An 18,296-nucleotide genomic window follows, 5' to 3' on the forward strand; every position below is an offset into this window, starting at 1 on the left:
AGGCGCACAGGCGCCGCCGGGCGGATGCGCGCAGGTGCGCGTCATCCATCGGATAGATCAACGTAGGAGAGAGGTATCTGGTGGGCGCGCATGTCGACAGTGGAACAGGGCCCAGAAAGCCAGCGCGGAGGGCAACGCCTCGACATCCGCCGGACCGCTCGGCGCGAGCACGCCAGGCAGTGTCTCGGGGTAAGTGTCGGGGTAACCGTCCATGGGCGAATCACAGTGAGGGAGATGCCTGGCAGCGTCACACGCCGGGTCAGGGGCGTCAATTCAGGGTTGACGGAGTTTGGTTGCACGTTGGCTAAACATTCGCCGTCCTTGCCACCCCGCCATCTTGCTGGAAATAATGGCCGCCCGATCATGCCCAAGGACTCGACCGCATGAAAGCTCCTTTAGCCCTGTGTGTATTGGTGAGTCTGGCGACACCCGCCCTCGCGGACACGCCCCCCTCGCGCCTGGACAACGTGCTCGACAGCGGCACGCTCACCGTCTGCACCACCGGCGACTACAAGCCCTACACCTTCCTGCGTGCCGATGGCCGCTACGAAGGCATCGATATCGCCATGGCCGAGTCCCTGGCCAAGAGCCTCAACGCCAAAATCGCCTGGGTGCCCACCACCTGGAAAAGCCTGATGCCGGACTTCCTCGCGCACCGCTGCGACATCGCCGTGGGCGGTATTTCGGTGTCGCTGGAACGCCAGAAAAAGGCGTTCTTCAGCCAGTCCCTCGGCGTCGACGGCAAGATCCCGCTGGTGCGCTGCGCCGATGTGCAGCGTTACCAGAGCGTCGAGCAGATCAACCAGCCACAGGTGCGGGTGATCGAACCGGCGGGCGGCACCAACGAAGTGTTCGCCCGGGCGCACCTGGGCCAGGCGCAACTGCGCCTGCACGACAACGTGACCATCTTCGACGAACTGCTGGCGGGCAAGGCCGATGTGATGATCACCGACGCCAGCGAGGCGCGCTTCCAGCAGAAACTCAAGCCGGGGCTGTGCGCGGTCAACCCGCAGCGGCAGATGCAGTACAGCGAGAAAGCCTTCCTGCTGCCCCGCGACGATGTGGCCTGGAAAAGTTACGTCGACCAGTGGTTGCACCTGAGCGTGGCCACCGGGGTGTACAACGGCATCGTCAATCAATGGCTGGCGGCGCCCTGAGCCGCAGCCGTCTAAGCTGTGCTCACATCCATAAGAACGAGGCACGGATAATGAAGCGACTGCTCCGATTCAGCTGGCTGTTGCTGTTGGGTTTCAGCCAGGTACACGCCGCCGCCTTGCCGGAGGAGGAAGCCCAGGCGGCCAAGGCTCTGCTGGGGAAAGCCTTGGCCTACTACCAGAGCAATGGCGACAAGGCCTTCGCCGCCTTCAGCCGCCAGGGCGAGTTCGTCGACCATGACCGCTATGTGTTCGTGGTCGACACCCAGGGCGTGTTGCTGGCCAGCGGCGGGCCCTCCTCCGCCTTGATCGGCCGCGATGTGTCCGAAGTGCTCGGGGCAGATTTGCGCCAGTCGTTCAAGGACGCGCTCAAGGCGCCGGAAGGCCAGGGCATCCAGCAGGCCGACTACCGCTGGCAGAACTGGAACGACGGCAAGATCGAACACAAGCATGTGTTTTATCAGCGTGTCGGCGAACGCATTCTGGCGGTGGGCTATTACCTGCCACGGGCCACGCCGGAACAGGCGCGAGCGCTGCGGGACCAGGCCGTCAAGGCGCTGGTCAAGGATGAAGCCGGCACGCTGAAGGCGATCAACTCATTGCAGGGCGGTTTCCTGCAGGACGATCTCTACGTGTTCGTGGTCGACCTCGATACCCGGCGCTATGCCGCCCATGGCACCAACCTGCGGCTGATCAACACCGACTTCAGCAAGATCAAGGACCCCGACGGCAAGCCGGTGGGCGCACCGATCCTCAAGTTGATGGCGGAGCAGGATCAGGGTGAGTACACGTACCGTTGGAAAAACCCGGTGACCGGCAAGGTCGAGAACAAGCATGCGTATTTGCGCAAAACCGGGCATTTCATGGTGGCGGTCGGTTCTTACAGCCCTTGAATTGCACAGGCGGTCAAACCGGTGGGAGCGGGCCAGCCCGCTCGCACATTTGGATGTCCAGCCGGACCGTCAGCGGGCCTTGTCTTCACGGCCGCGCAGCATGCGATCAGGCATCGCAATCGCTGCCGCCAACCCCAGCAACGACACCGCCGCACTGACCATCAGCAAATGCCGGAACGTCAACGCCAGTTCCCCGCGCAGGGCATCCTGCGCCGGGCCCGGGGCGGCGTTCAGGCCGTCGAGCAAAACGCTGCCGGAACCGCCCTCGACCACCAGCGCGCCGCTGGCCAGGTGGGCAAAGCTGGAGTCCTGCAACAGCGCCAGCAACAACGCCGACATGCACGCCACCCCGACCGCCCCGCCCAGGGAACGGAACAGGTTGGTGGTGCTGGTGGCGACGCCGATATCGTGCTGTTCCACCGAGTTCTGCGTACCCACCAGCGAGGTCGGGAACTGCATGCCGGCAGCGATGCCGCACAGCAGCATGCACATCGCCGTCAGCCCCATCGCCTGGGGCGCGCTGAACGCCATGCCGAGAATCGCCAAGGGGCTCAACACGGCGCCGCTGAGGATCAGTGGTTTATAGCGCCCGGTCACCGAGGTCATGCGCCCGGCAAAGTAGGCGCCCATCGGCAAGCCCATCGCCAGTGGCAGCAGGTGCAGCGCGGCGCTGTCCGCGCCGGAACCGGTCACGGTCTGAAAGCGCAAAGGCATCAGCACCGTCAGGGAAATCGCCTGGAAACTGGTGAAAAACATCGTACACCAGCACAGCACCGCGCTGCGGTTGGCGAACAGGTGCATCGGCAACAACGGTTCCCGCGCACGCCGCTCATGCCAGACAAATATGCTCAGCGCCACCAGCGCGCAGGCCAGCAACGCTAGCACCGAGTCATTGCGCCAATCATGGCCCTGGCCGATCTCGGTGATGCCCAGCAGCAAGGCGCTCAAGCCGATGATCAGCAGCACGGTACCGAGGTAATCGATGATCGGCTTGCGTTGCGGCAACGGCAGCCCGACCAGGCTGCGATGGGCCACGTACCAGGCGCCGGCGCCCAACGGCAAGTTGATCAAAAACACCCAGCGCCAGGACAGGTACTCGGTCATATAACCGCCCAGCACCGGCCCGGCCACGCTGGCCACCGCGTACATGCCGCTGAAATAGCCCTGGTAACGCCCGCGCTCGCGCGGCGGGATGATGTCGCCGATGATCGCCTGGCTCACCGAAATCATCCCGCCGGCGCCGATGCCCTGGAGCACCCGCGCCAGCACCAGTTGCTCCATGCTTTGCGCCATGCCGCAGAACAGCGACGCCAGGGTGAACAGGCCCATGCCGATCAGCATCATCGGCCGCCGCCCGTACAGGTCGCCGAGCTTGCCGTAGATCGGCACCGCCACTGTCATCGCCACCATGTAGCCGGAGATCACCCAGGCCAGCAGGTTGACGTCGTGGAACTGCGCGGAAATGGCCGGCATGGACACGGCGACAATGGTCTGGTCCAAGGCACCGAGGAAGATCGCCATCATCAACGAGACGAGGATGCTGCGCACGGCAGGTACGGCTGGAGTAGGCTGATTGAGCTGAGTCACGGTAAACCTTCGAGCAAGGCCCGCAGGAAAAGGCGACCTGCGGGCATGCTCGATACGATAGCAGGCTATTCGATAGCTTCGTAAGGAAGCCCGACGTAATTTTCCGCGATGGTGGTGCGACCGGCGTGTGAGTGGATGAAGTACGCCAGTTCGCTCTCGGCAATGCGCTGGCTGAACCCGTCCGCTTCGGGAAACTGATGCAGCATCGACGTCATCCACCAGGAAAACCGCTCAGCCTTCCACACGCGTCGCAGGCAGATTTCCGAATATTTCTCCAGCAACTCCACGCGCCCCTCGCGGTAGACCTTGAGCAAGATGCGAAACAGCGTGCTCACGTCGCTCGCCGCCAGGTTCAAGCCCTTGGCCCCGGTGGGTGGGACGATGTGCGCCGCATCCCCCAGCAGAAACAAACGCCCGTACTGCATCGGCTCGACCACGAAGCTGCGCAGCGGCGCGATGCTTTTTTCGATCGACGGCCCGGTCACCAACTGCTCGGCCAACTGGCTTGGTAGGCGCGTTTTCAGTTCAGCCCAGAAACGCTGGTCCGACCACTCATCGACCGACTCCTCGACGGGTACTTGCAGGTAGTAACGGCTGCGCGTCGGCGAACGCATGCTGCACAAGGCAAACCCGCGCGCATGCTTGGCGTACACCAGTTCAGGATGGACCGGCGGCGTGTCGGCCAGGATGCCCAGCCAGCCGAAGGGATACACCCGCTCGAAGACCTTCAGCGACTCGGCCGGGATCGATTGCCGGGCGACACCGTGAAAACCGTCGCAACCGGCCACGTAATCACACTCCAGGCGAAAGGCTTCGCCTTCATGTTCGAACGTCAGCCAGGGTTGATCAGTTTTGAGCCCGTGGGGTTGCACCTCACGCGCGTTGTACAAGGTGACGCCACCGGTGGCGGCGCGTGCGGCCATCAGGTCGCGGGTCACTTCGGTCTGGCCGTAGACCATCACCGATTGACCGCCGGTGAGCGCCTTGAGGTCGATGTGAGTCAGTTGGCCATTAAGCGCCAGTTCGAAGCCATCATGGACCAGGCCTTCCGCGTCCATGCGCTGGCCGACGCCGGCCTCGCGCAACAGGTCGACCATGCCTTGCTCCAACACCCCGGCACGGATGCGCCCCAGCACGTAGTCGGCGCTCTGGCGCTCTAGAATCAGGGTTTGGATACCGGCCTGCTGCAACAGTTGGCCGAGCAACAGTCCCGAAGGACCGGCGCCGATGATGGCGACTTGAGTTTTCAGCGTTTTCATTATTTTTATGGTCCGAAAAATTCACCCGAACGGATAAGGTGAAAGAGTTGTCATTGGTCTTATTGCTGACATTTTTCACTTGAGTGGGCGCTATAAGAAGGTGAAAACTGCGCCAAAGCCTGCGCTTTTTGCCAATCGGGGCGATTACCGAACCACTTGCCTGAGTATCGGATTGAAACTATGACCAAAACTGCCAGTTCCGCGATTCCGGTGTTCAAGCTGTACGGGGAAAACCAGCAATGGCCGACGCCGGATTTGTTGCACTGCGAAACGATTTCCCGACGCAGCCGGGACTACCAGTGGGAAATCCAGCCCCACCGGCACGCGGATCTGTGCCAGTTGCTGTACGTCCACCAAGGCCAGGCGCAACTGGAAATCGAAGGCCAGCGCACCACCCTCAACGAAGCGACCTTGCAGGTGCTGCCGCCGCTGTGTGTGCACGGATTCCGGTTTGCGGAAGATGTCGAAGGCTACGTGCTGACCCTGGCGGCACCGCTGGTCAGCCACCTGCAAGCGCAATTGGGCGCAACGGTGGACGGCCTGCAGGTGCTGGGCAGTTACCCGGCAGGCAAGGACAGCGACTATCTCAACAACCTGTTCGCCCGCCTGCAGGACGAATACGCCGATGAGCAGCCGGCCCGGGACATGCTGATGCACGCCCTGGTCAGCGTGCTGCTCGTATGGATCAGCCGCCAGGCCATCCAGCGCCGTCACCCGCGGGCACCGCGTGGGCGCGAGTATTTCCGGCGCTTTACCCAATTGGTCGAACAGCATTATCGCGAACACCCGAAGATTGAAGACCTGGCCCACAAGCTGGGTATCTCGGTCTCACACCTGAACGGCACATGTCGGGAGTTGGGTGGGCAACCCGCGCTACAGATCATGCACGACCGCCAATTGCTGGAAGCCAAGCGCCTGCTGACCTACACCAGCATGACCATCAATGAAATGTCAGAGGTATTGGGCTTTTCCGACCCGACCAACTTCTCGCGGCTATTCCGCCGCCGGGTCGGGTTTTCGCCCAAGGCATTTCGCGAACGACTCAAGGCCGAAACACCCGAGGATTAAACGCGGGATCGTCCTTGGTTGGCCATTAGCGCAACGCGCTGAAACTGCCGGTGCGCGGAATGCATTGATCCTGATGGCAACTGATCGCAAAGCTCGGCTGCATGCGGGCCTGCTCGACGCGATAGGCGGCGGTGCCGTACAGCGCGCTGACCAAGGCGCAAAGGATGAAAATTTTCAGGTACTTTCTGGTTTTGACGGTCATGGCACAGACCTCTGAAGGACCTACTCGGTGCTGTTTAAAGCATAGGTCAGCCAGGGCGAGTTGCCATTATTGGACGCCATTCAACATCTGTATGTCGGGTCACAGGCCCCGGTCCCACTCCGGCGTTTCCGGAAACCTCAGCACCAGGAAATCCAGGAGGCTGCGCAGCGCCGACGGCATGTGTTTGCGCGACGCGTACACCGCGTAGATGTTCATCTGCCGCGGTTCGGCCGCGGGCAACAGGCGCACCAGTTCGCCACGGCGGATGTGCTCGCCGGCCTGATAACTGGGCAGCATCGCCACCCCCGCCCCGGCGAGCGTCACGCGTAACAGTGTGCTGGCTTCGTTGGCGGTGATATTGCCGTGGACCGGCACCGAAACGTGTTCGCCGCCTTCCTCGAAATGCCACAGGCTTTTGCCGAAGTACGAGTGGGTCAGGCAGTTGTGCCGCGCCAGGTCCTCGACCTTTTGCGGCGCCGGATGCTCAAGCAGGTAGGCCGGGGTCGCGCACACCACCGAGCGACAGACCGTCAGGCGCCGCGCGATCAGGTTGGGGTCCAGGTCGTTGCTGGTGCGGATGGCCAGGTCGATGCGCTCATCCACCAGGTTGACCGTGCGATCGAGCATCTGCAGGTCGACCGTCACCAAGGGGTAGCGCCTGACGTATTCGGCGATGGCCTCGGCCAACTGCGCCTGGCCGAACGAGGTGCTGACACTCAGGCGCAGCAGGCCACGGGGCGCGTCATCCGGCTCGCTGACGGCGGCCTGCATGTCGCCGCACAGTTCCAGCAATTGCCGGCAACGTGGCAGGGTTTCCCCGCCGGCAGCCGTCAGGCTGAGTTTGCGCGTGGTGCGATGCAGCAAGCGCGCGCCGACCCAGTCTTCCAGCTCGGCCAGGTAGCGCGAGACCACCGGGCGCGACAGGTCCAGATGGTCGGCGGCGGCGGACTGGCTGCCCAGATCCACCACCGTCACAAACACGCGCATTGCTTGAAGACGATCCATGATCTGCCCGATTTTAGAAACAAACTATGTCCCAGCATCGCATTTTTTGTGGTGTTTGGTGCAACTAAGCTCTGCGCATCCCTTACCGATTGCCGGAGTTGCCCGATGTTGTCCACCCTCAAGCGCCTGACCCTGGCGACCGCCGCCCTGGCCTTCGCCGTCCAGGCGGCCGCCGCCGAGCTGACCCTCGACGTGTACAACCCCGGCGAGGCCGCGATCTTCCCGGTCAGTTCGGTGCTGGTCAGCGGCGCGAAAGACGCGATCCTGGTCGACGCGCAGTTCGGCAAAAGCCAGGCCGAACACCTGGTGCAGAAGATCCGCGCCAGCGGCAAACACCTGACGACCATCTACATCAGCCACGGCGACCCGGACTACTACTTCGGCCTCGACACCCTGACCGCCGCATTCCCCGACGCCAAGGTGCTGGCCCCGCAAGCGGTGGTCGACCACATCAACGCCACCGTCGCCGGCAAACTGGCGTTCTGGGGCCCGAAAATGGGCGCCGACAAGCCAGGCAAAACCATCGTGCCGCAGGTGCTCGACGGCCACCGCCTGACGCTTGAAGGGCAACCGCTGGAAGTGATCGGCCTCGACGGCCCGCAGCCGGATCGCAGCTTTGTATGGGTGCCGTCGATCAAGGCCGTGGTCGGCGGTGTGGTCGTCGCCGACAACATCCACCTGTGGATGGCCGATACTCAGAGCGCGCAGTCCCACAAAGACTGGCTGGCCACCCTGCAACGCATCGCCGAACTGCAGCCGCGCACGGTGGTTCCGGGGCATTTCCTCGGCAACCCGTCGCTGCAATCCGTGGCCTTTACCGCCGACTACATCCAGGCCTTTGACGAAGAAACCGCCAAGGCCAAGGACTCCGCCGCCCTGATCGCGGCGATGAAAAAGCGTTACCCGACCCTCGCCGACGAAAGTTCGCTGGAACTGAGCGCCAAAGTCGCCAAGGGCGAAATGAAGTGGTGAAGCGTTTCAAACCTTAACCGTACTGGAGAATGTCATGAGCAAGATCGCAATCATTGGGGCCACCGGCCGCGCCGGTAGCCAACTGCTGGAAGAAGCGCTGCGACGCGGGCACAGCGTCACCGCCATCGCGCGCAACACTGACAAGCTCGCCGTGCGTCCTGGCGTCAGCGTCAAACAGGTCGATGCGCTGGATGCCGAGGCCTTGCAACAGGCCATCAGCGGCAGCGATGTGGTGATCAGCGCGGCGCATTTCGCCACCCTGCCCGCCAGCGCGGTGATCGGCCCGGTGAAAAAAGCCGGGGTCAAACGCCTGCTGGTGGTGGGCGGCGCGGGTTCGTTGCTGCTGCCGGGCGGCACTCGGGTGATCGACAGCGAGGGTTTCCCAGAGGCGTACAAGGCTGAAGCCAGTGCCGGCGCGACGTTCCTCGAGGCGTTGCGTCAGGAGCAGGAACTGGATTGGACCTTCCTGTCGCCATCGGCCGAATTCGTTGAAACCGAGCGCACCGGCACCTTCCGCCTGGGCCAGGATGATCTGTTGGTGAGCCGCGAAGGCCGCAGCTGGATCAGCTTCGCCGACTTCGCCATCGCGATGATCGATGAAGTGGAAACACCGAAGCATTCGCGCCAGCGTTTCACCGTCGGTTACTGAGCCGACACGATCAACCTGTGGGAGCTGGCTTGCCGGTTCCCACAGGTGGATCTTCAGCGTTACGCCTGTTGCGCCTGGTTGACCAACCACTCCATCAACGCTTCAAGCCCGGCGGACGGCTTTGTCCCCGGCGGATACACCAGGTAATAGCCCATCCCCGTCGGCACCCGCAATTCAAACGGCGTCACCAAGCGCCCCGCGCTCACATCCTCGCCAATCAACGCGCTGTCGCCGATCGCCACGCCTGAACCCTGGGACGCCACTGTCATGGCCAGATCCAGCGTCTCGAAATGATGGCCCTGGCTCACATTGCTCAAGCGCGTCTTCGCCGCGTTCAGCCATAACGCCCAGTCCCGCTCGTCCCGCGTGGGGTGCAGCAGCACCTGTTGCTGCAGGTCTGCTGGCGTATTCAGCGCGCCCAGCAAGGCCGGCGCGCACACCGGGGTGAGGTGTTCGTCGAACAGATGCCGAGCCTCGGCCGACTGTTCGGCGCTGGGCGCATAGATCACCGCGGCATCGAATTGCTCGCGACGAAAGTCCACGGTGTAGGCCACGGTCGTGGTCAGCTCCACCGGCACATCCGGGCGCTCCCGCTGCCATTGCATCAAGCGCGGCAGCAGCCAGCGCATCACGCAGGTGGAGGCCTTGAGCTGCAAGGTGTCGCGGCGGCGGCCGATCTGCTCCAGCGCGTCACCGATCAGGCCGAAGACCTGCTGCACCCGCAGCGACCACTCGCGGCCCTCTTCGGTCAGGCTCAGGCCCCGTGCCTGGCGCTGGAACAAGGCATAGCCCAAATGGCTTTCCAGCCCGGCGATCTGCCGGCTCACCGCGCCTTGGGTGATGTGCAACTGCGCGGCAGCGTGGGTGAAGTTGCAGCACTGGGCGGTGACCCAGAAGGTGTGCAGCGCGGGCAGCGGCGGGAGGCGTTTCATAGGGCAAGCAGCCATGACGTGAGGACATGGCTAGTATGACTTTTTATCGATTGTTGCCGCTACCGGCCAGCCGGTCCAATACCGCCTCACCTCAACCTGAGAGCGACATGTATGGCGACCTGCGGCGAAGTATTGGTCAAGCTCCTGGAAAGCTACGGCGTGGACCAGGTGTTTGGTATTCCTGGCGTCCACACCGTGGAGTTGTATCGCGGCCTGGCGCGCTCGAACATCCGCCACGTCACCCCGCGCCACGAACAGGGCGCGGGTTTTATGGCCGATGGCTATGCGCGCACCAGCGGCAAGCCCGGCGTGTGTTTGATCATCACCGGCCCCGGCATGACCAACATCACCACGGCCATGGGCCAGGCCTATGCCGACTCGATCCCGATGCTGGTGATCTCCAGCGTGCAGGCGCGCAGCCAGTTGGGCGGCGGGCGCGGCAAGTTGCATGAGCTGCCGAACCAAAGCGCGCTGGTCGCCGGCGTGGCGGCGTTCTCCCACACCGTGATGTCGGCAGCAGAATTGCCCGGCGTGCTGGCGCGGGCGTTTGCACTGTTCCAGGCAGGGCGCCCGCGCCCGGTACACATCGAAATCCCGCTGGATGTGCTGGTGGAAAACGCCGATGCGTTGCTCGGCACCTCCCCCATCAGCGTGGCGCGTGCCGGTGCGGCGCCAGTGGCGGTCGCGCAGATGAGCCAACGGCTCGCCGCCGCCCAACGCCCGCTGATCCTGGCCGGCGGCGGCGCCATCGAGGCCGCCGCGGCGTTGACCCGCCTGGCCGACGCCCTCGGTGCCCCCGTGGCTCTGACCATCAACGCCAAAGGCCTGCTGCCCGCGGCCCACCCGCTGCTGATCGGCTCGACCCAGTCCCTGCTCGCCACCCGCGCCCTGGTCGCCGAAGCCGATGTGGTGCTGGCGATCGGCACGGAGCTGGCGGAGACCGACTACGACGTGACCTTCGCCGGCGGTTTCGAGATTCCCGGCGCACTGCTGCGCATCGATATCGACCCCGACCAGACCGTGCGCAATTACCCGCCCGAGCTGGCCTTGGTGGCCGACGCGCAGATCGCCGCCGACGCCTTGCTCGCCGAACTCCAGCGCCAACCGCTGGCGCCTCGCCACAGTGCCTGGGGCGCCCAGCGCGTCGCCCGCCTGTGGGCCGAATTGACGCCGACCTGGGACGCCGCCACCCGCGCGCAAACCCGCATGCTCCACACGGTGCTGGAGGAACTGCCCGGCGCAGCGCTGGTGGGCGACTCCACGCAGCCGGTGTACAGCGGCAACCTGACCCTGAACCTTGACCACCCGCGCCGCTGGTTCAACGCGTCCACCGGCTACGGCACCCTGGGTTATGCCCTGCCCGCGGCCATCGGTGCCTGGTTGGGGCGTGGCGATGGCCAGCCGGTGGTGTGCCTGATCGGCGACGGCGGGCTGCAATTCACCCTGCCGGAACTGGCCAGCGCCGTGGAGGCGCGCACACCGATCATCGTGCTGCTGTGGAATAACCAGGGCTATGAGGAGATCAAGAAGTACATGGTCAACCGGGCCATCGAACCGGTCGGCGTCGACATTTACACGCCGGACTTCATCGGCGTGGCCACGGCCCTCGGTTGCGCTGCCGAACGCATCCAGGGCCTGGACGCACTGCGCGTGGCCTTGCGTGCCGCCGCGGATCGCCAGGGGCCGACGCTGATTGAAATCGACCAGGAACGTTGGATGCAGGAGGTAGCGGTATGAGTGCGGTCGTAAACGGTGTGTATATCAATGGTGCGTGGCGTGCGGGCCATGACGTGTTGGACGTGATCAACCCGGCCACCGAGGAAATACTCGCCCAGGTCAGCGTCGGCGATGCCCGCGCCGTGACCCAGGCGGTCGACGCCGCCAGCGCGGCGTGTGTCGGCTGGTCGCAGAGCACCGGCCGCGAGCGCGGCGCCCTGCTGCGCAAAGTGGCTCAAGGCGTGAGCGAGCAGCGCGAACCGTTGATGCACATACAGTCGCGCAACAGCGGCAAACCGTTGTTCGAAGCAGGAATCGATGTGGACGACGTCATCGCCACCTTCGAGTACTACGCCGGTCTCGCCGAGGCGCTGGACGCCGAGCAAGACCGCGCGGTGGCGCTGCCCACTGATGCCTTCAGCGCCCGCCTGCGCCGCGAGCCCTGCGGCGTGGTGGGGCTGATCGTGCCGTGGAATTTCCCCATGGTCACCACCGCCTGGAAACTCGCCCCGGCGCTGGCCGCCGGCTGTTGCGTGGTGCTCAAACCGTCGGAAGTGACGCCGCTGGCGGAGTTGCAACTGGCGCAGATCATCGCCGCGGCCGGCTTCCCGGCGGGGGTGTTCAACCTGGTCTGCGGCACCGGCTCGGCCGTGGGCGCCCCGCTGGCGGCGGACCCTCGCGTGGCGAAGATTTCCTTCACCGGCAGCAATGCGGTGGGCGTGCAGGTGATGCAACGCGCCGCCGAAACCGTCAAGGGCGTGAGCCTGGAACTGGGGGGCAAATCCTCGCTGCTGGTGCTGGAAGATGCCGACCTCGACCTGGCGCTTGAGCTGGCCTGTGGAGGTGGCTTTTTCAACGCCGGGCAGATGTGTTCAGCGACCAGTCGTGTGCTGGTGGCGGACAGTCTCGCGGATGAATTCCTACAGCGTTTAACTGCGCGGGCTGAAGGGATTCGCGTCGCCGACCCATTTGCCAACGACGTGGAAATGGGCGCGTTGATCAACCGCGCCCAGTACCAACGGGTGTTGGCGCATATCCAGCGCGGCGTGCAGGACGGTGCCCGCTTGCTGTGCGGCGGTGAGCGCCCGGCGCACTTGGCGAAGGGTTATTTCATTCGCCCCACGCTGTTCACCGACGTGCCGCTGGACAGCGCGTTGTGGCGGCAAGAAATCTTCGGCCCGGTGCTGTGTGTACGACGCTTTACCACGGAGGCCGAGGCCATCGCCCTGGCCAACGACAGCGATTTCGGCCTGGTGGCCAGCGTGGTCAGCCGCAACGACGAAACCGCCGCACGCGTGGCCAATGCCTTGCAGGCCGGCATGGTGTGGATCAACGCGCCGCAGGTGATCTTCCCGCAAACGGCGTGGGGCGGTTACAAGCAGAGCAGCATTGGCCGCGAACTGGGCCCGTGGGGGCTGGCGGCGTTTCAGGAGATCAAGCATGTAATCCGGTCTAACTGACGACGCAGCCTCCCGATGGAATGTGGAGCAATGTGCGGTATTTCAGTTAACTGCATTTTTTAGATAGCCCCTGCGACTTTCTCATTTGCCCCACTCCCCCGCCCGTGGCCTGATTCGCCCTTGTTCACTCAAGGCAGGCCCATGGAAAACGTTCACGCAAAACCCACCACCGCCGTGTGGCTGATGATCAGCGTCGTGCTGGTCGCGCTTAACCTGCGCCCGTCGATGGCGGCCGTAGGGCCGTTGTTAGCGTCGATTCGCGGCGAGGTGCCGTTGAGTTTCAGCAGCGCGGCGCTGCTGACCATGTTGCCGGTCATGGCCATGGGCCTGGCGATGTTTTTCGGCATGGGCCTGGCCAAGCGCTTCGGCGAACATCGCAGCATTGCGGTGTCGCTGCTGGTGATCGGCGTGGCGACGCTGTCGCGGTTGTTCCTCGATTCGGCGCTGGAGTTGATCGTCAGCGCCATCGCTGCGGGGGTCGGCATCGCGATGATCCAGGCGGTGATGCCGGCGCTGATCAAGTCGCGCTTCAGCGCTGACGTTTCATTGTTCATGGGCTTGTACGTCACGGCGATCATGGGCGGTGCGGCGCTGGCGGCGTCGTTCTCCCCGTTCGTGCTGGTGCAGACTGGTAGCTGGCGCATCGGCCTGGCGATCTGGGCGGGGCTGGCCGTGCTCGCCCTGGTGTGCTGGTCCGCCCAGCGTGCGGCGCTGCCGGTTCTGCCCCAGGCAGGTTCTGACAAGCAGGAAGGATTTTTCGGCAACGGCCGCGCCTGGTTGCTGGCGATCTTTTTTGGCCTCGGTACAGCCTCCTACACCTGCGTACTGGCGTGGCTGGCGCCGTACTACGTAGAACAAGGCTGGAGCGAACAGCATGCCGGTTTGCTCCTGGGTTTCCTCACCGCGATGGAAGTCATCTCGGGCCTGGTCACCCCCGCCCTCGCCAACCGCCGCCGGGATAAACGCGGAGTGTTGGCCGTGTTGCTGGTGCTGATCATCCTCGGGTTCTGCGGCCTGATCCTCGCGCCCCAACACCTGAGCCTGCTGTGGCCCTGCCTGCTCGGCCTGGGCATCGGCGGCCTGTTCCCGATGAGTTTGATCCTGTCCCTCGACCACCTCGACCACCCGCGCCGCGCCGGTAGCCTGACGGCGTTCGTGCAAGGCATCGGTTACCTGATTGCCGGCCTGTCGCCGCTGATCGCCGGGATGATCCGCGATCAGTTGGGCAGTTTCGAATGGGCATGGTGGTCGCTGGCGGCGGTGATCGGGGTGATGCTGCTGATCGTCACGCGCTTCAATCCGAAGCATTACGCAGACCACATCCGCTGACGTCGTGTTGCAAACACTTTTTGTCCCACGCACAACACTGAAACACCCTACAGAGCTTTCTATTGGCACTCCCGTTCCGTTAAGCTTTTGCCCTTGTCGCGCGCTGCCACAGTGCCAAGGCTTACCGGATGGAATGGATGCTAAACAGTAACTTGCTCAGAAAGCTCGATATGCAGGATTTGATGGTGTTTATCGCCGTCTACGACCAGAGCAGCGTTACCGAGGTGTCAGAAACGCTGTTCGTCAGCCAGTCGACCGTGAGCTACAGCTTGAAGAAGCTGCGCACCAGCTTCGAGGATGAGCTGTTCATCAACACGCGGGCGGGTATGCGTCCGACGTACAAGGCCAGCACCATGTACGGCCATGTGCAGAAAATCCTCGAAAGCATCAACCTGTGCCACGCCGGTGGCCAAGCCTTTGACCCCACCCAGAAAGCCGTGACCTTCAACGTGTGCGCCCCGGAGTATTTCGAGCAACTGATCCTGCCGCGCCTGTTGAAGCACTTCGATCGCGCGAACCTGCCGGTGATCGTCAATGTGCGCAAGCTGGAAACCGAGATCCCTGCCGACGACCTGCGCGAAGGCCGCCTCGACCTGGTGATTTGCTTTGGCCCGCACTTTCACCGCGCGCATAAAGACTTCAAGACCCAGATGTTGCTGGAAGATGATCTGGTGTGTGTCTTCGACAAGCGCGCGGCACCCCGCGAGGCGGCGTTCAGCCTGCAGTCGTTCGTCGAGCGGCGCCACGTGTTTCCCACGCCGTGGACCTCCGACACCAACATGGTCGACGGCTGGCTGGCGCGTCAGGCCCACAAGCGCCAAGTGGTCGCACGGGCCAACAGCTATGGCGCGGCGTTGAAGATGATCACCGGCACCGACTTCATCGTGACCCTGCCCCGCCGCGTCCACAAACTGCTGGCCCCGGCGTCGCTGTTCGGCCACTGCGAGGCGCCCCACGGGTTGCCGGGGTTCACCCTGGATATGCAGTGGAACGAAACCAGTGAACAGGACAGCGCCAATACCTGGTTCAGGGAGCAGGTGGTCAAAGTCTGCGCTGAACAGGGATTACTCTGACCTTACGCATCGACGGTTGTGGTGGATGGAAGCGCTCAGCCGATCGCGACCTTACTGTAGGAATCGCGATCGATATCCAGCAATTCGACACTCAGTTGCACCTGCACACCTTCCGGCCATGGCCCAAGTTCCTGCACCACGGCCAGCAGGCTTTCTGACAGCTGCTTCTTGACCTGCGCCGAGCGTCCACTGAGCAACGCCAGGCGCACGGCGACAAAACCCCGCGGGTTCATGCCGGTGCCCACGCGAAAACTCTCGACCTTGAGTGAACGGCTCTTGATATCCAGCTCGGCGCCAAACTGACCGGAGGCCACCAATGCATGGTTCAGACGCAACAGGGCCTTGTCGGTGTCCAGTTGCGTCAGGTTGGCGGTGTATTCCAGGTGCAGGTGTGGCATGGGAGTCTCCGAAGTATCGATAGGAAGATTCCTAGATATACCACGGATAAAAGCATCAGACCTTTTTCGCCAGCCCGCGGTCGCTCATGAACGCCTCCAGCCGCGAACGCACCCAGCGCTCGGCCGGATCGGTGTCCACATGGCTGAGCCAGACCATGGACAGATCCAGGGTCGGCGTCTCGAATGGGTAGGGCTCACAAAACAGATTGCCCGACAGCGTCATGGCTTCAGCGGTGTAGTCCGGCAGGCTGGCGATCAGGTCGGTGCCGGCCAGCAGCGCCGGCAGCGCGCTGTATTGCGGCACCGACAGCACCACATGGCGCTTGCGCCCGATTTCCGCCAGCCACTCATCGGCAAACCCGGATACGTTGGCGGTGTGGGACACCAGCACATGGGGCCGCGCACAATATTCATCGAGGGTCAGCGGCCGGTCGGACGCGTCGGCGCGCAGCAAGCGCGGGTGGATATGGCGCAGTAACTTGCGCTTGGCATTCGCCGGCAGGCCACGGGTCTGGGTGATGCCGACGGTGATATCACCGGATGCCAGCAGATCGGGAATCCGCCAGTAATCCACATGCTGCACCACGAACACCACCTTCGGCGCTTCCTGGCGCAAGGCGCGCAACAACGGCGGCAACAGGCCGAACTCGACGTCATCGGACAGGCCGATCCGGAAGGTCATGGTGCTGACGGACGGGTCGAAATCGTGGGTCAGGCTCAGGGCCGATGAAAGAGAGTCCAGGGCCGGCGACAGGTGCCGGATGATTTCCTCGGCCCGCGCGGTAGGTTCCATGCGGTGGCCGACGCGAATGAACAGCGGATCGTTGAACAAGGTGCGTAACCGGTTGAGCGCCGAACTGATGGTCGGCTGGCCGAGAAACAACTTCTCCGCCACCCGCGTCACATTGCGCTCGAGCATCAGTGCCTCGAAGACCACCATCAGGTTGATGTCGGCCTTGCGTAATTCATTGCGATTCATCGGCACCTGCCCTTTCCCCACGACAAGCCGCAGTTTAGAAAGCCCGAGGGGCTGCGTCTATGCGCGCACTGTTCATTGGGCGGCTTTACGACTATATATTCAGCTCTTCACGGTCGCAGGAACACTATCGTGCTGGTTATTCTCGCCGCGGCCATCCTCCTGGCCGGGTTCTGCATCTGGGTCATCCAGTTTATCGCGCACCCCACCGCCCGCACGTTGTTGCGGGTATTCGTCGGCTTGTGCCTGGCGGCGGTGGTGGCGTACCTGGTATTGGCGTCGGGTTATCCTATTTCGTTGCTGGTCTCATAGCGACCCGAGGGGCCGGCGCCTGTTCCTGGCCCTGGCGCAAACGCAGCGCGGCCAACGCCGCGACCACCAGCACCACGGCAATCACCTTCAGGCCATTCATCGCGTTGCCGGTACTCATCTCAATCATGCCCATCACCGACGGCCCGACAAACCCGCCCAACAGCCCGCAGGCATTGACGAAACCCAGCCCGCCCGCCAAGGCGACGCCCTTGAGACGCGAGGCCGGGTAGAGGAACACAATCGACTGCACCACAAAAAACATCACTGCCGACAGACAAAAGCCCAGCAGACTGAACACCGGCCCCGACACCGACGCGATGCCCAACCCCAGCGCCATGGTCAGCAACCCGCTGATCAACAGGCGCCGCGCGCGGGTGGGTGTGGTCGCAAAACGCGGCAGCCACACTGCGCCCAAGGCGGCGGCGATCCAGGGCAGCGAGGTCAGCAACCCCACGCTCATGGTGCTCAATTCACCGTATTTGCTGATGATGCTCGGCAGGAAAAAGATCACCGTGTAGACCGTGATCTGATGGCAAAAATACACAAAGATCGCCAGCAGGATCTGCGGGGTCAGCCAGTTTTTCAACGCGTGGCCGCCCTCCCCGGCGCCTTCCTCGGTTTCCTGGGCAATGCGCTGTTCGATACCCTGCGCTTCCGCCGCCGTCAGCCACGGCGCCTGGCTCGGGCGGTCCGGCAACTTGCGCCACACCACCCAGGCGAACGCCACCGCCGGCAAGCCTTCGAGCAGGAACATCCACTGCCAGCCATGCCAGCCGAGCAGCCCGTCCAGGCGCATCAACGCTGCGCCCACCGGGCCACCGATGATGTTGGCAAAGCACACGCCGAGCAGGAAATAGCCGGTGGCCCGTGCGCGTTGTTCGCGGTTGAACCAGTAGGTCAGATAGAGCATGACCCCGGGAAACAGGCCCGCTTCGGCGATGCCCAGCAACAGGCGTAACACGTAGAACGAGGTCTCGCCCGACACAAACGCCATGGCCGCCGAGATCAGGCCCCAGGTCACCATGATCCGCGCGATCCAGAAGCGCGCGCCGACTTTGTGCATGATCAGGTTGCTGGGGATTTCCGACAGTGCATACGTGAGGAAGAACAAGCCCGCGCCCAGCCCGTAGGCCGCGGCGGAGATGCCCAGGTCGACGTCCAGGTGGTGCTTGGCCAGGGCGATGTTGGTGCGGTCCAGAAAGCTCAGGATGTAGGCGATGATCAACAAGGGCATCAACTTGGCGAACATCAATTTGTTCAGTACCTGCGGTTCGCGGGCCTGGGTGGCAGTAGTCATCGGGCAGTTCCTCC

General features: G+C 63.6%; 18 protein-coding genes. 10 read left to right on the top strand and 8 right to left on the bottom strand.

The window, feature by feature from the left end; translation table 11 throughout:
• Positions 1–383: 383 nt before the first annotated feature.
• Positions 384–1,157, top strand: a complete 774-nt coding sequence (locus C5F70_RS16735) for a transporter substrate-binding domain-containing protein (RefSeq protein WP_104903756.1) — start codon at positions 384–386, stop codon at positions 1,155–1,157.
• Between the two features lie 50 nt (positions 1,158–1,207).
• Positions 1,208–2,047, top strand: a complete 840-nt coding sequence (locus tag C5F70_RS16740; protein ID WP_017848739.1) for a cache domain-containing protein — start codon at positions 1,208–1,210, stop codon at positions 2,045–2,047.
• 69 nt (positions 2,048–2,116) lie between these two features.
• On the opposite strand, the gene C5F70_RS16745 is transcribed toward C5F70_RS16740, so the two are convergent.
• Together C5F70_RS16745 and pobA are read right to left on the bottom strand one after the other, a co-directional pair.
• The gene (locus C5F70_RS16745; protein WP_104903757.1) at positions 2,117–3,634 is read right to left on the bottom strand and encodes an MDR family MFS transporter; all 1,518 of its coding nucleotides are present in this window, start codon (positions 3,632–3,634) and stop codon (positions 2,117–2,119) included.
• Between the two features lie 65 nt (positions 3,635–3,699).
• Positions 3,700–4,884: a 4-hydroxybenzoate 3-monooxygenase gene (gene pobA, locus C5F70_RS16750; protein ID WP_177410577.1), complete on the bottom strand. Its 1,185-nt coding sequence runs from the start codon at positions 4,882–4,884 to the stop codon at positions 3,700–3,702.
• Positions 4,885–5,073: 189 nt separating this feature from the next.
• Between pobA and C5F70_RS16755 the strand changes: the two genes are divergently transcribed.
• Positions 5,074–5,961: a helix-turn-helix domain-containing protein gene (locus C5F70_RS16755; RefSeq protein WP_046490390.1), complete on the top strand. Its 888-nt coding sequence runs from the start codon at positions 5,074–5,076 to the stop codon at positions 5,959–5,961.
• Positions 5,962–5,986: 25 nt separating this feature from the next.
• On the opposite strand, the gene C5F70_RS30830 is transcribed toward C5F70_RS16755, so the two are convergent.
• Both C5F70_RS30830 and C5F70_RS16760 read right to left on the bottom strand, forming a co-directional pair.
• On the bottom strand, positions 5,987–6,163 hold the full coding sequence (locus C5F70_RS30830; protein ID WP_017848735.1) for a hypothetical protein: 177 nt from the start codon (positions 6,161–6,163) through the stop codon (positions 5,987–5,989).
• Positions 6,164–6,262: 99 nt separating this feature from the next.
• On the bottom strand, positions 6,263–7,168 hold the full coding sequence (locus tag C5F70_RS16760) for a LysR family transcriptional regulator (RefSeq protein WP_032804836.1): 906 nt from the start codon (positions 7,166–7,168) through the stop codon (positions 6,263–6,265).
• 105 nt (positions 7,169–7,273) lie between these two features.
• Here C5F70_RS16760 and C5F70_RS16765 point away from each other — a divergent pair, with 105 nt between their 5' ends.
• Together C5F70_RS16765 and C5F70_RS16770 are read left to right on the top strand one after the other, a co-directional pair.
• Positions 7,274–8,140 (top strand): MBL fold metallo-hydrolase, encoded by an 867-nt coding sequence (locus tag C5F70_RS16765; RefSeq protein WP_017848733.1) that lies wholly within the window; start codon positions 7,274–7,276, stop codon positions 8,138–8,140.
• A 34-nt stretch (positions 8,141–8,174) separates the two neighbouring features.
• A complete protein-coding gene (locus C5F70_RS16770) occupies positions 8,175–8,789 on the top strand; it encodes an NAD(P)-dependent oxidoreductase (RefSeq protein WP_017848732.1) in 615 nt (204 codons plus the stop codon).
• A 59-nt stretch (positions 8,790–8,848) separates the two neighbouring features.
• Here the strand turns inward: C5F70_RS16770 and C5F70_RS16775 are convergent, their stop codons facing one another.
• Positions 8,849–9,721 (bottom strand): LysR substrate-binding domain-containing protein, encoded by an 873-nt coding sequence (locus tag C5F70_RS16775; RefSeq protein WP_046490388.1) that lies wholly within the window; start codon positions 9,719–9,721, stop codon positions 8,849–8,851.
• Positions 9,722–9,832: 111 nt separating this feature from the next.
• Between C5F70_RS16775 and C5F70_RS16780 the strand changes: the two genes are divergently transcribed.
• From C5F70_RS16780 to C5F70_RS16795, 4 genes are all read left to right on the top strand, one after another.
• Positions 9,833–11,458, top strand: coding sequence for a 5-guanidino-2-oxopentanoate decarboxylase (locus C5F70_RS16780; protein ID WP_104903759.1), 1,626 nt, complete (start codon positions 9,833–9,835; stop codon positions 11,456–11,458).
• Positions 11,455–12,897, top strand: coding sequence for an aldehyde dehydrogenase family protein (locus C5F70_RS16785; RefSeq protein WP_104903760.1), 1,443 nt, complete (start codon positions 11,455–11,457; stop codon positions 12,895–12,897). The genes C5F70_RS16780 and C5F70_RS16785 overlap by 4 nt, the downstream gene beginning before the upstream one ends.
• Before the next feature lie 141 nt (positions 12,898–13,038).
• Entirely contained in the window at positions 13,039–14,226 is a 1,188-nt protein-coding gene (locus C5F70_RS16790; RefSeq protein ID WP_046384346.1) for a cyanate transporter, read from the top strand.
• A gap of 137 nt (positions 14,227–14,363) precedes the next feature.
• Positions 14,364–15,299 carry a LysR family transcriptional regulator gene (locus C5F70_RS16795; RefSeq protein WP_104904572.1) on the top strand — a complete coding sequence of 312 codons (936 nt, stop codon included), beginning with the start codon at positions 14,364–14,366 and terminating at the stop codon, positions 15,297–15,299.
• A gap of 35 nt (positions 15,300–15,334) precedes the next feature.
• Here C5F70_RS16795 and C5F70_RS16800 read toward each other — a convergent pair whose 3' ends face one another.
• Positions 15,335–15,697 carry a 5-carboxymethyl-2-hydroxymuconate Delta-isomerase gene (locus tag C5F70_RS16800; RefSeq protein WP_017848726.1) on the bottom strand — a complete coding sequence of 121 codons (363 nt, stop codon included), beginning with the start codon at positions 15,695–15,697 and terminating at the stop codon, positions 15,335–15,337.
• Positions 15,698–15,752: 55 nt separating this feature from the next.
• Positions 15,753–16,676: a LysR substrate-binding domain-containing protein gene (locus tag C5F70_RS16805; RefSeq protein WP_017848725.1), complete on the bottom strand. Its 924-nt coding sequence runs from the start codon at positions 16,674–16,676 to the stop codon at positions 15,753–15,755.
• A gap of 129 nt (positions 16,677–16,805) precedes the next feature.
• Here C5F70_RS16805 and C5F70_RS16810 point away from each other — a divergent pair, with 129 nt between their 5' ends.
• Complete coding sequence (locus C5F70_RS16810) at positions 16,806–16,985, top strand: hypothetical protein (protein ID WP_104903761.1); 180 nt, start codon at positions 16,806–16,808, stop codon at positions 16,983–16,985.
• Here C5F70_RS16810 and C5F70_RS16815 read toward each other — a convergent pair.
• A complete protein-coding gene (locus C5F70_RS16815) occupies positions 16,963–18,282 on the bottom strand; it encodes an MFS transporter (RefSeq protein WP_104903762.1) in 1,320 nt (439 codons plus the stop codon). The genes C5F70_RS16810 and C5F70_RS16815 overlap by 23 nt on opposite strands.
• Between the last annotated feature and the right edge of the window lie 14 nt (positions 18,283–18,296).

Origin of the sequence: Pseudomonas sp. LH1G9 (genome assembly GCF_002949975.1) — a bacterium.
Lineage (GTDB): Bacteria > Pseudomonadota > Gammaproteobacteria > Pseudomonadales > Pseudomonadaceae > Aquipseudomonas > Aquipseudomonas veronii.

What these genes read in the sequence shown, in the direction of transcription:
- C5F70_RS16735 (WP_104903756.1), top strand. Translation starts at nt 384, where the DNA reads ATGAAAGCTCCTTTAGCCCTGTGTGTATTGGTGAGTCTGGCGACACCC.
- C5F70_RS16740 (WP_017848739.1), top strand. Translation starts at nt 1,208, where the DNA reads ATGAAGCGACTGCTCCGATTCAGCTGGCTGTTGCTGTTGGGTTTCAGC.
- C5F70_RS16755 (WP_046490390.1), top strand. Translation starts at nt 5,074, where the DNA reads ATGACCAAAACTGCCAGTTCCGCGATTCCGGTGTTCAAGCTGTACGGG.
- C5F70_RS30830 (WP_017848735.1), bottom strand. Translation starts at nt 6,163, where the DNA reads ATGACCGTCAAAACCAGAAAGTACCTGAAAATTTTCATCCTTTGCGCC.
- C5F70_RS16760 (WP_032804836.1), bottom strand. Translation starts at nt 7,168, where the DNA reads ATGGATCGTCTTCAAGCAATGCGCGTGTTTGTGACGGTGGTGGATCTG.
- C5F70_RS16765 (WP_017848733.1), top strand. Translation starts at nt 7,274, where the DNA reads ATGTTGTCCACCCTCAAGCGCCTGACCCTGGCGACCGCCGCCCTGGCC.
- C5F70_RS16770 (WP_017848732.1), top strand. Translation starts at nt 8,175, where the DNA reads ATGAGCAAGATCGCAATCATTGGGGCCACCGGCCGCGCCGGTAGCCAA.
- C5F70_RS16775 (WP_046490388.1), bottom strand. Translation starts at nt 9,721, where the DNA reads ATGAAACGCCTCCCGCCGCTGCCCGCGCTGCACACCTTCTGGGTCACC.
- C5F70_RS16780 (WP_104903759.1), top strand. Translation starts at nt 9,833, where the DNA reads ATGGCGACCTGCGGCGAAGTATTGGTCAAGCTCCTGGAAAGCTACGGC.
- C5F70_RS16785 (WP_104903760.1), top strand. Translation starts at nt 11,455, where the DNA reads ATGAGTGCGGTCGTAAACGGTGTGTATATCAATGGTGCGTGGCGTGCG.
- C5F70_RS16790 (WP_046384346.1), top strand. Translation starts at nt 13,039, where the DNA reads ATGGAAAACGTTCACGCAAAACCCACCACCGCCGTGTGGCTGATGATC.
- C5F70_RS16795 (WP_104904572.1), top strand. Translation starts at nt 14,364, where the DNA reads ATGCTAAACAGTAACTTGCTCAGAAAGCTCGATATGCAGGATTTGATG.
- C5F70_RS16800 (WP_017848726.1), bottom strand. Translation starts at nt 15,697, where the DNA reads ATGCCACACCTGCACCTGGAATACACCGCCAACCTGACGCAACTGGAC.
- C5F70_RS16805 (WP_017848725.1), bottom strand. Translation starts at nt 16,676, where the DNA reads ATGAATCGCAATGAATTACGCAAGGCCGACATCAACCTGATGGTGGTC.
- C5F70_RS16815 (WP_104903762.1), bottom strand. Translation starts at nt 18,282, where the DNA reads ATGACTACTGCCACCCAGGCCCGCGAACCGCAGGTACTGAACAAATTG.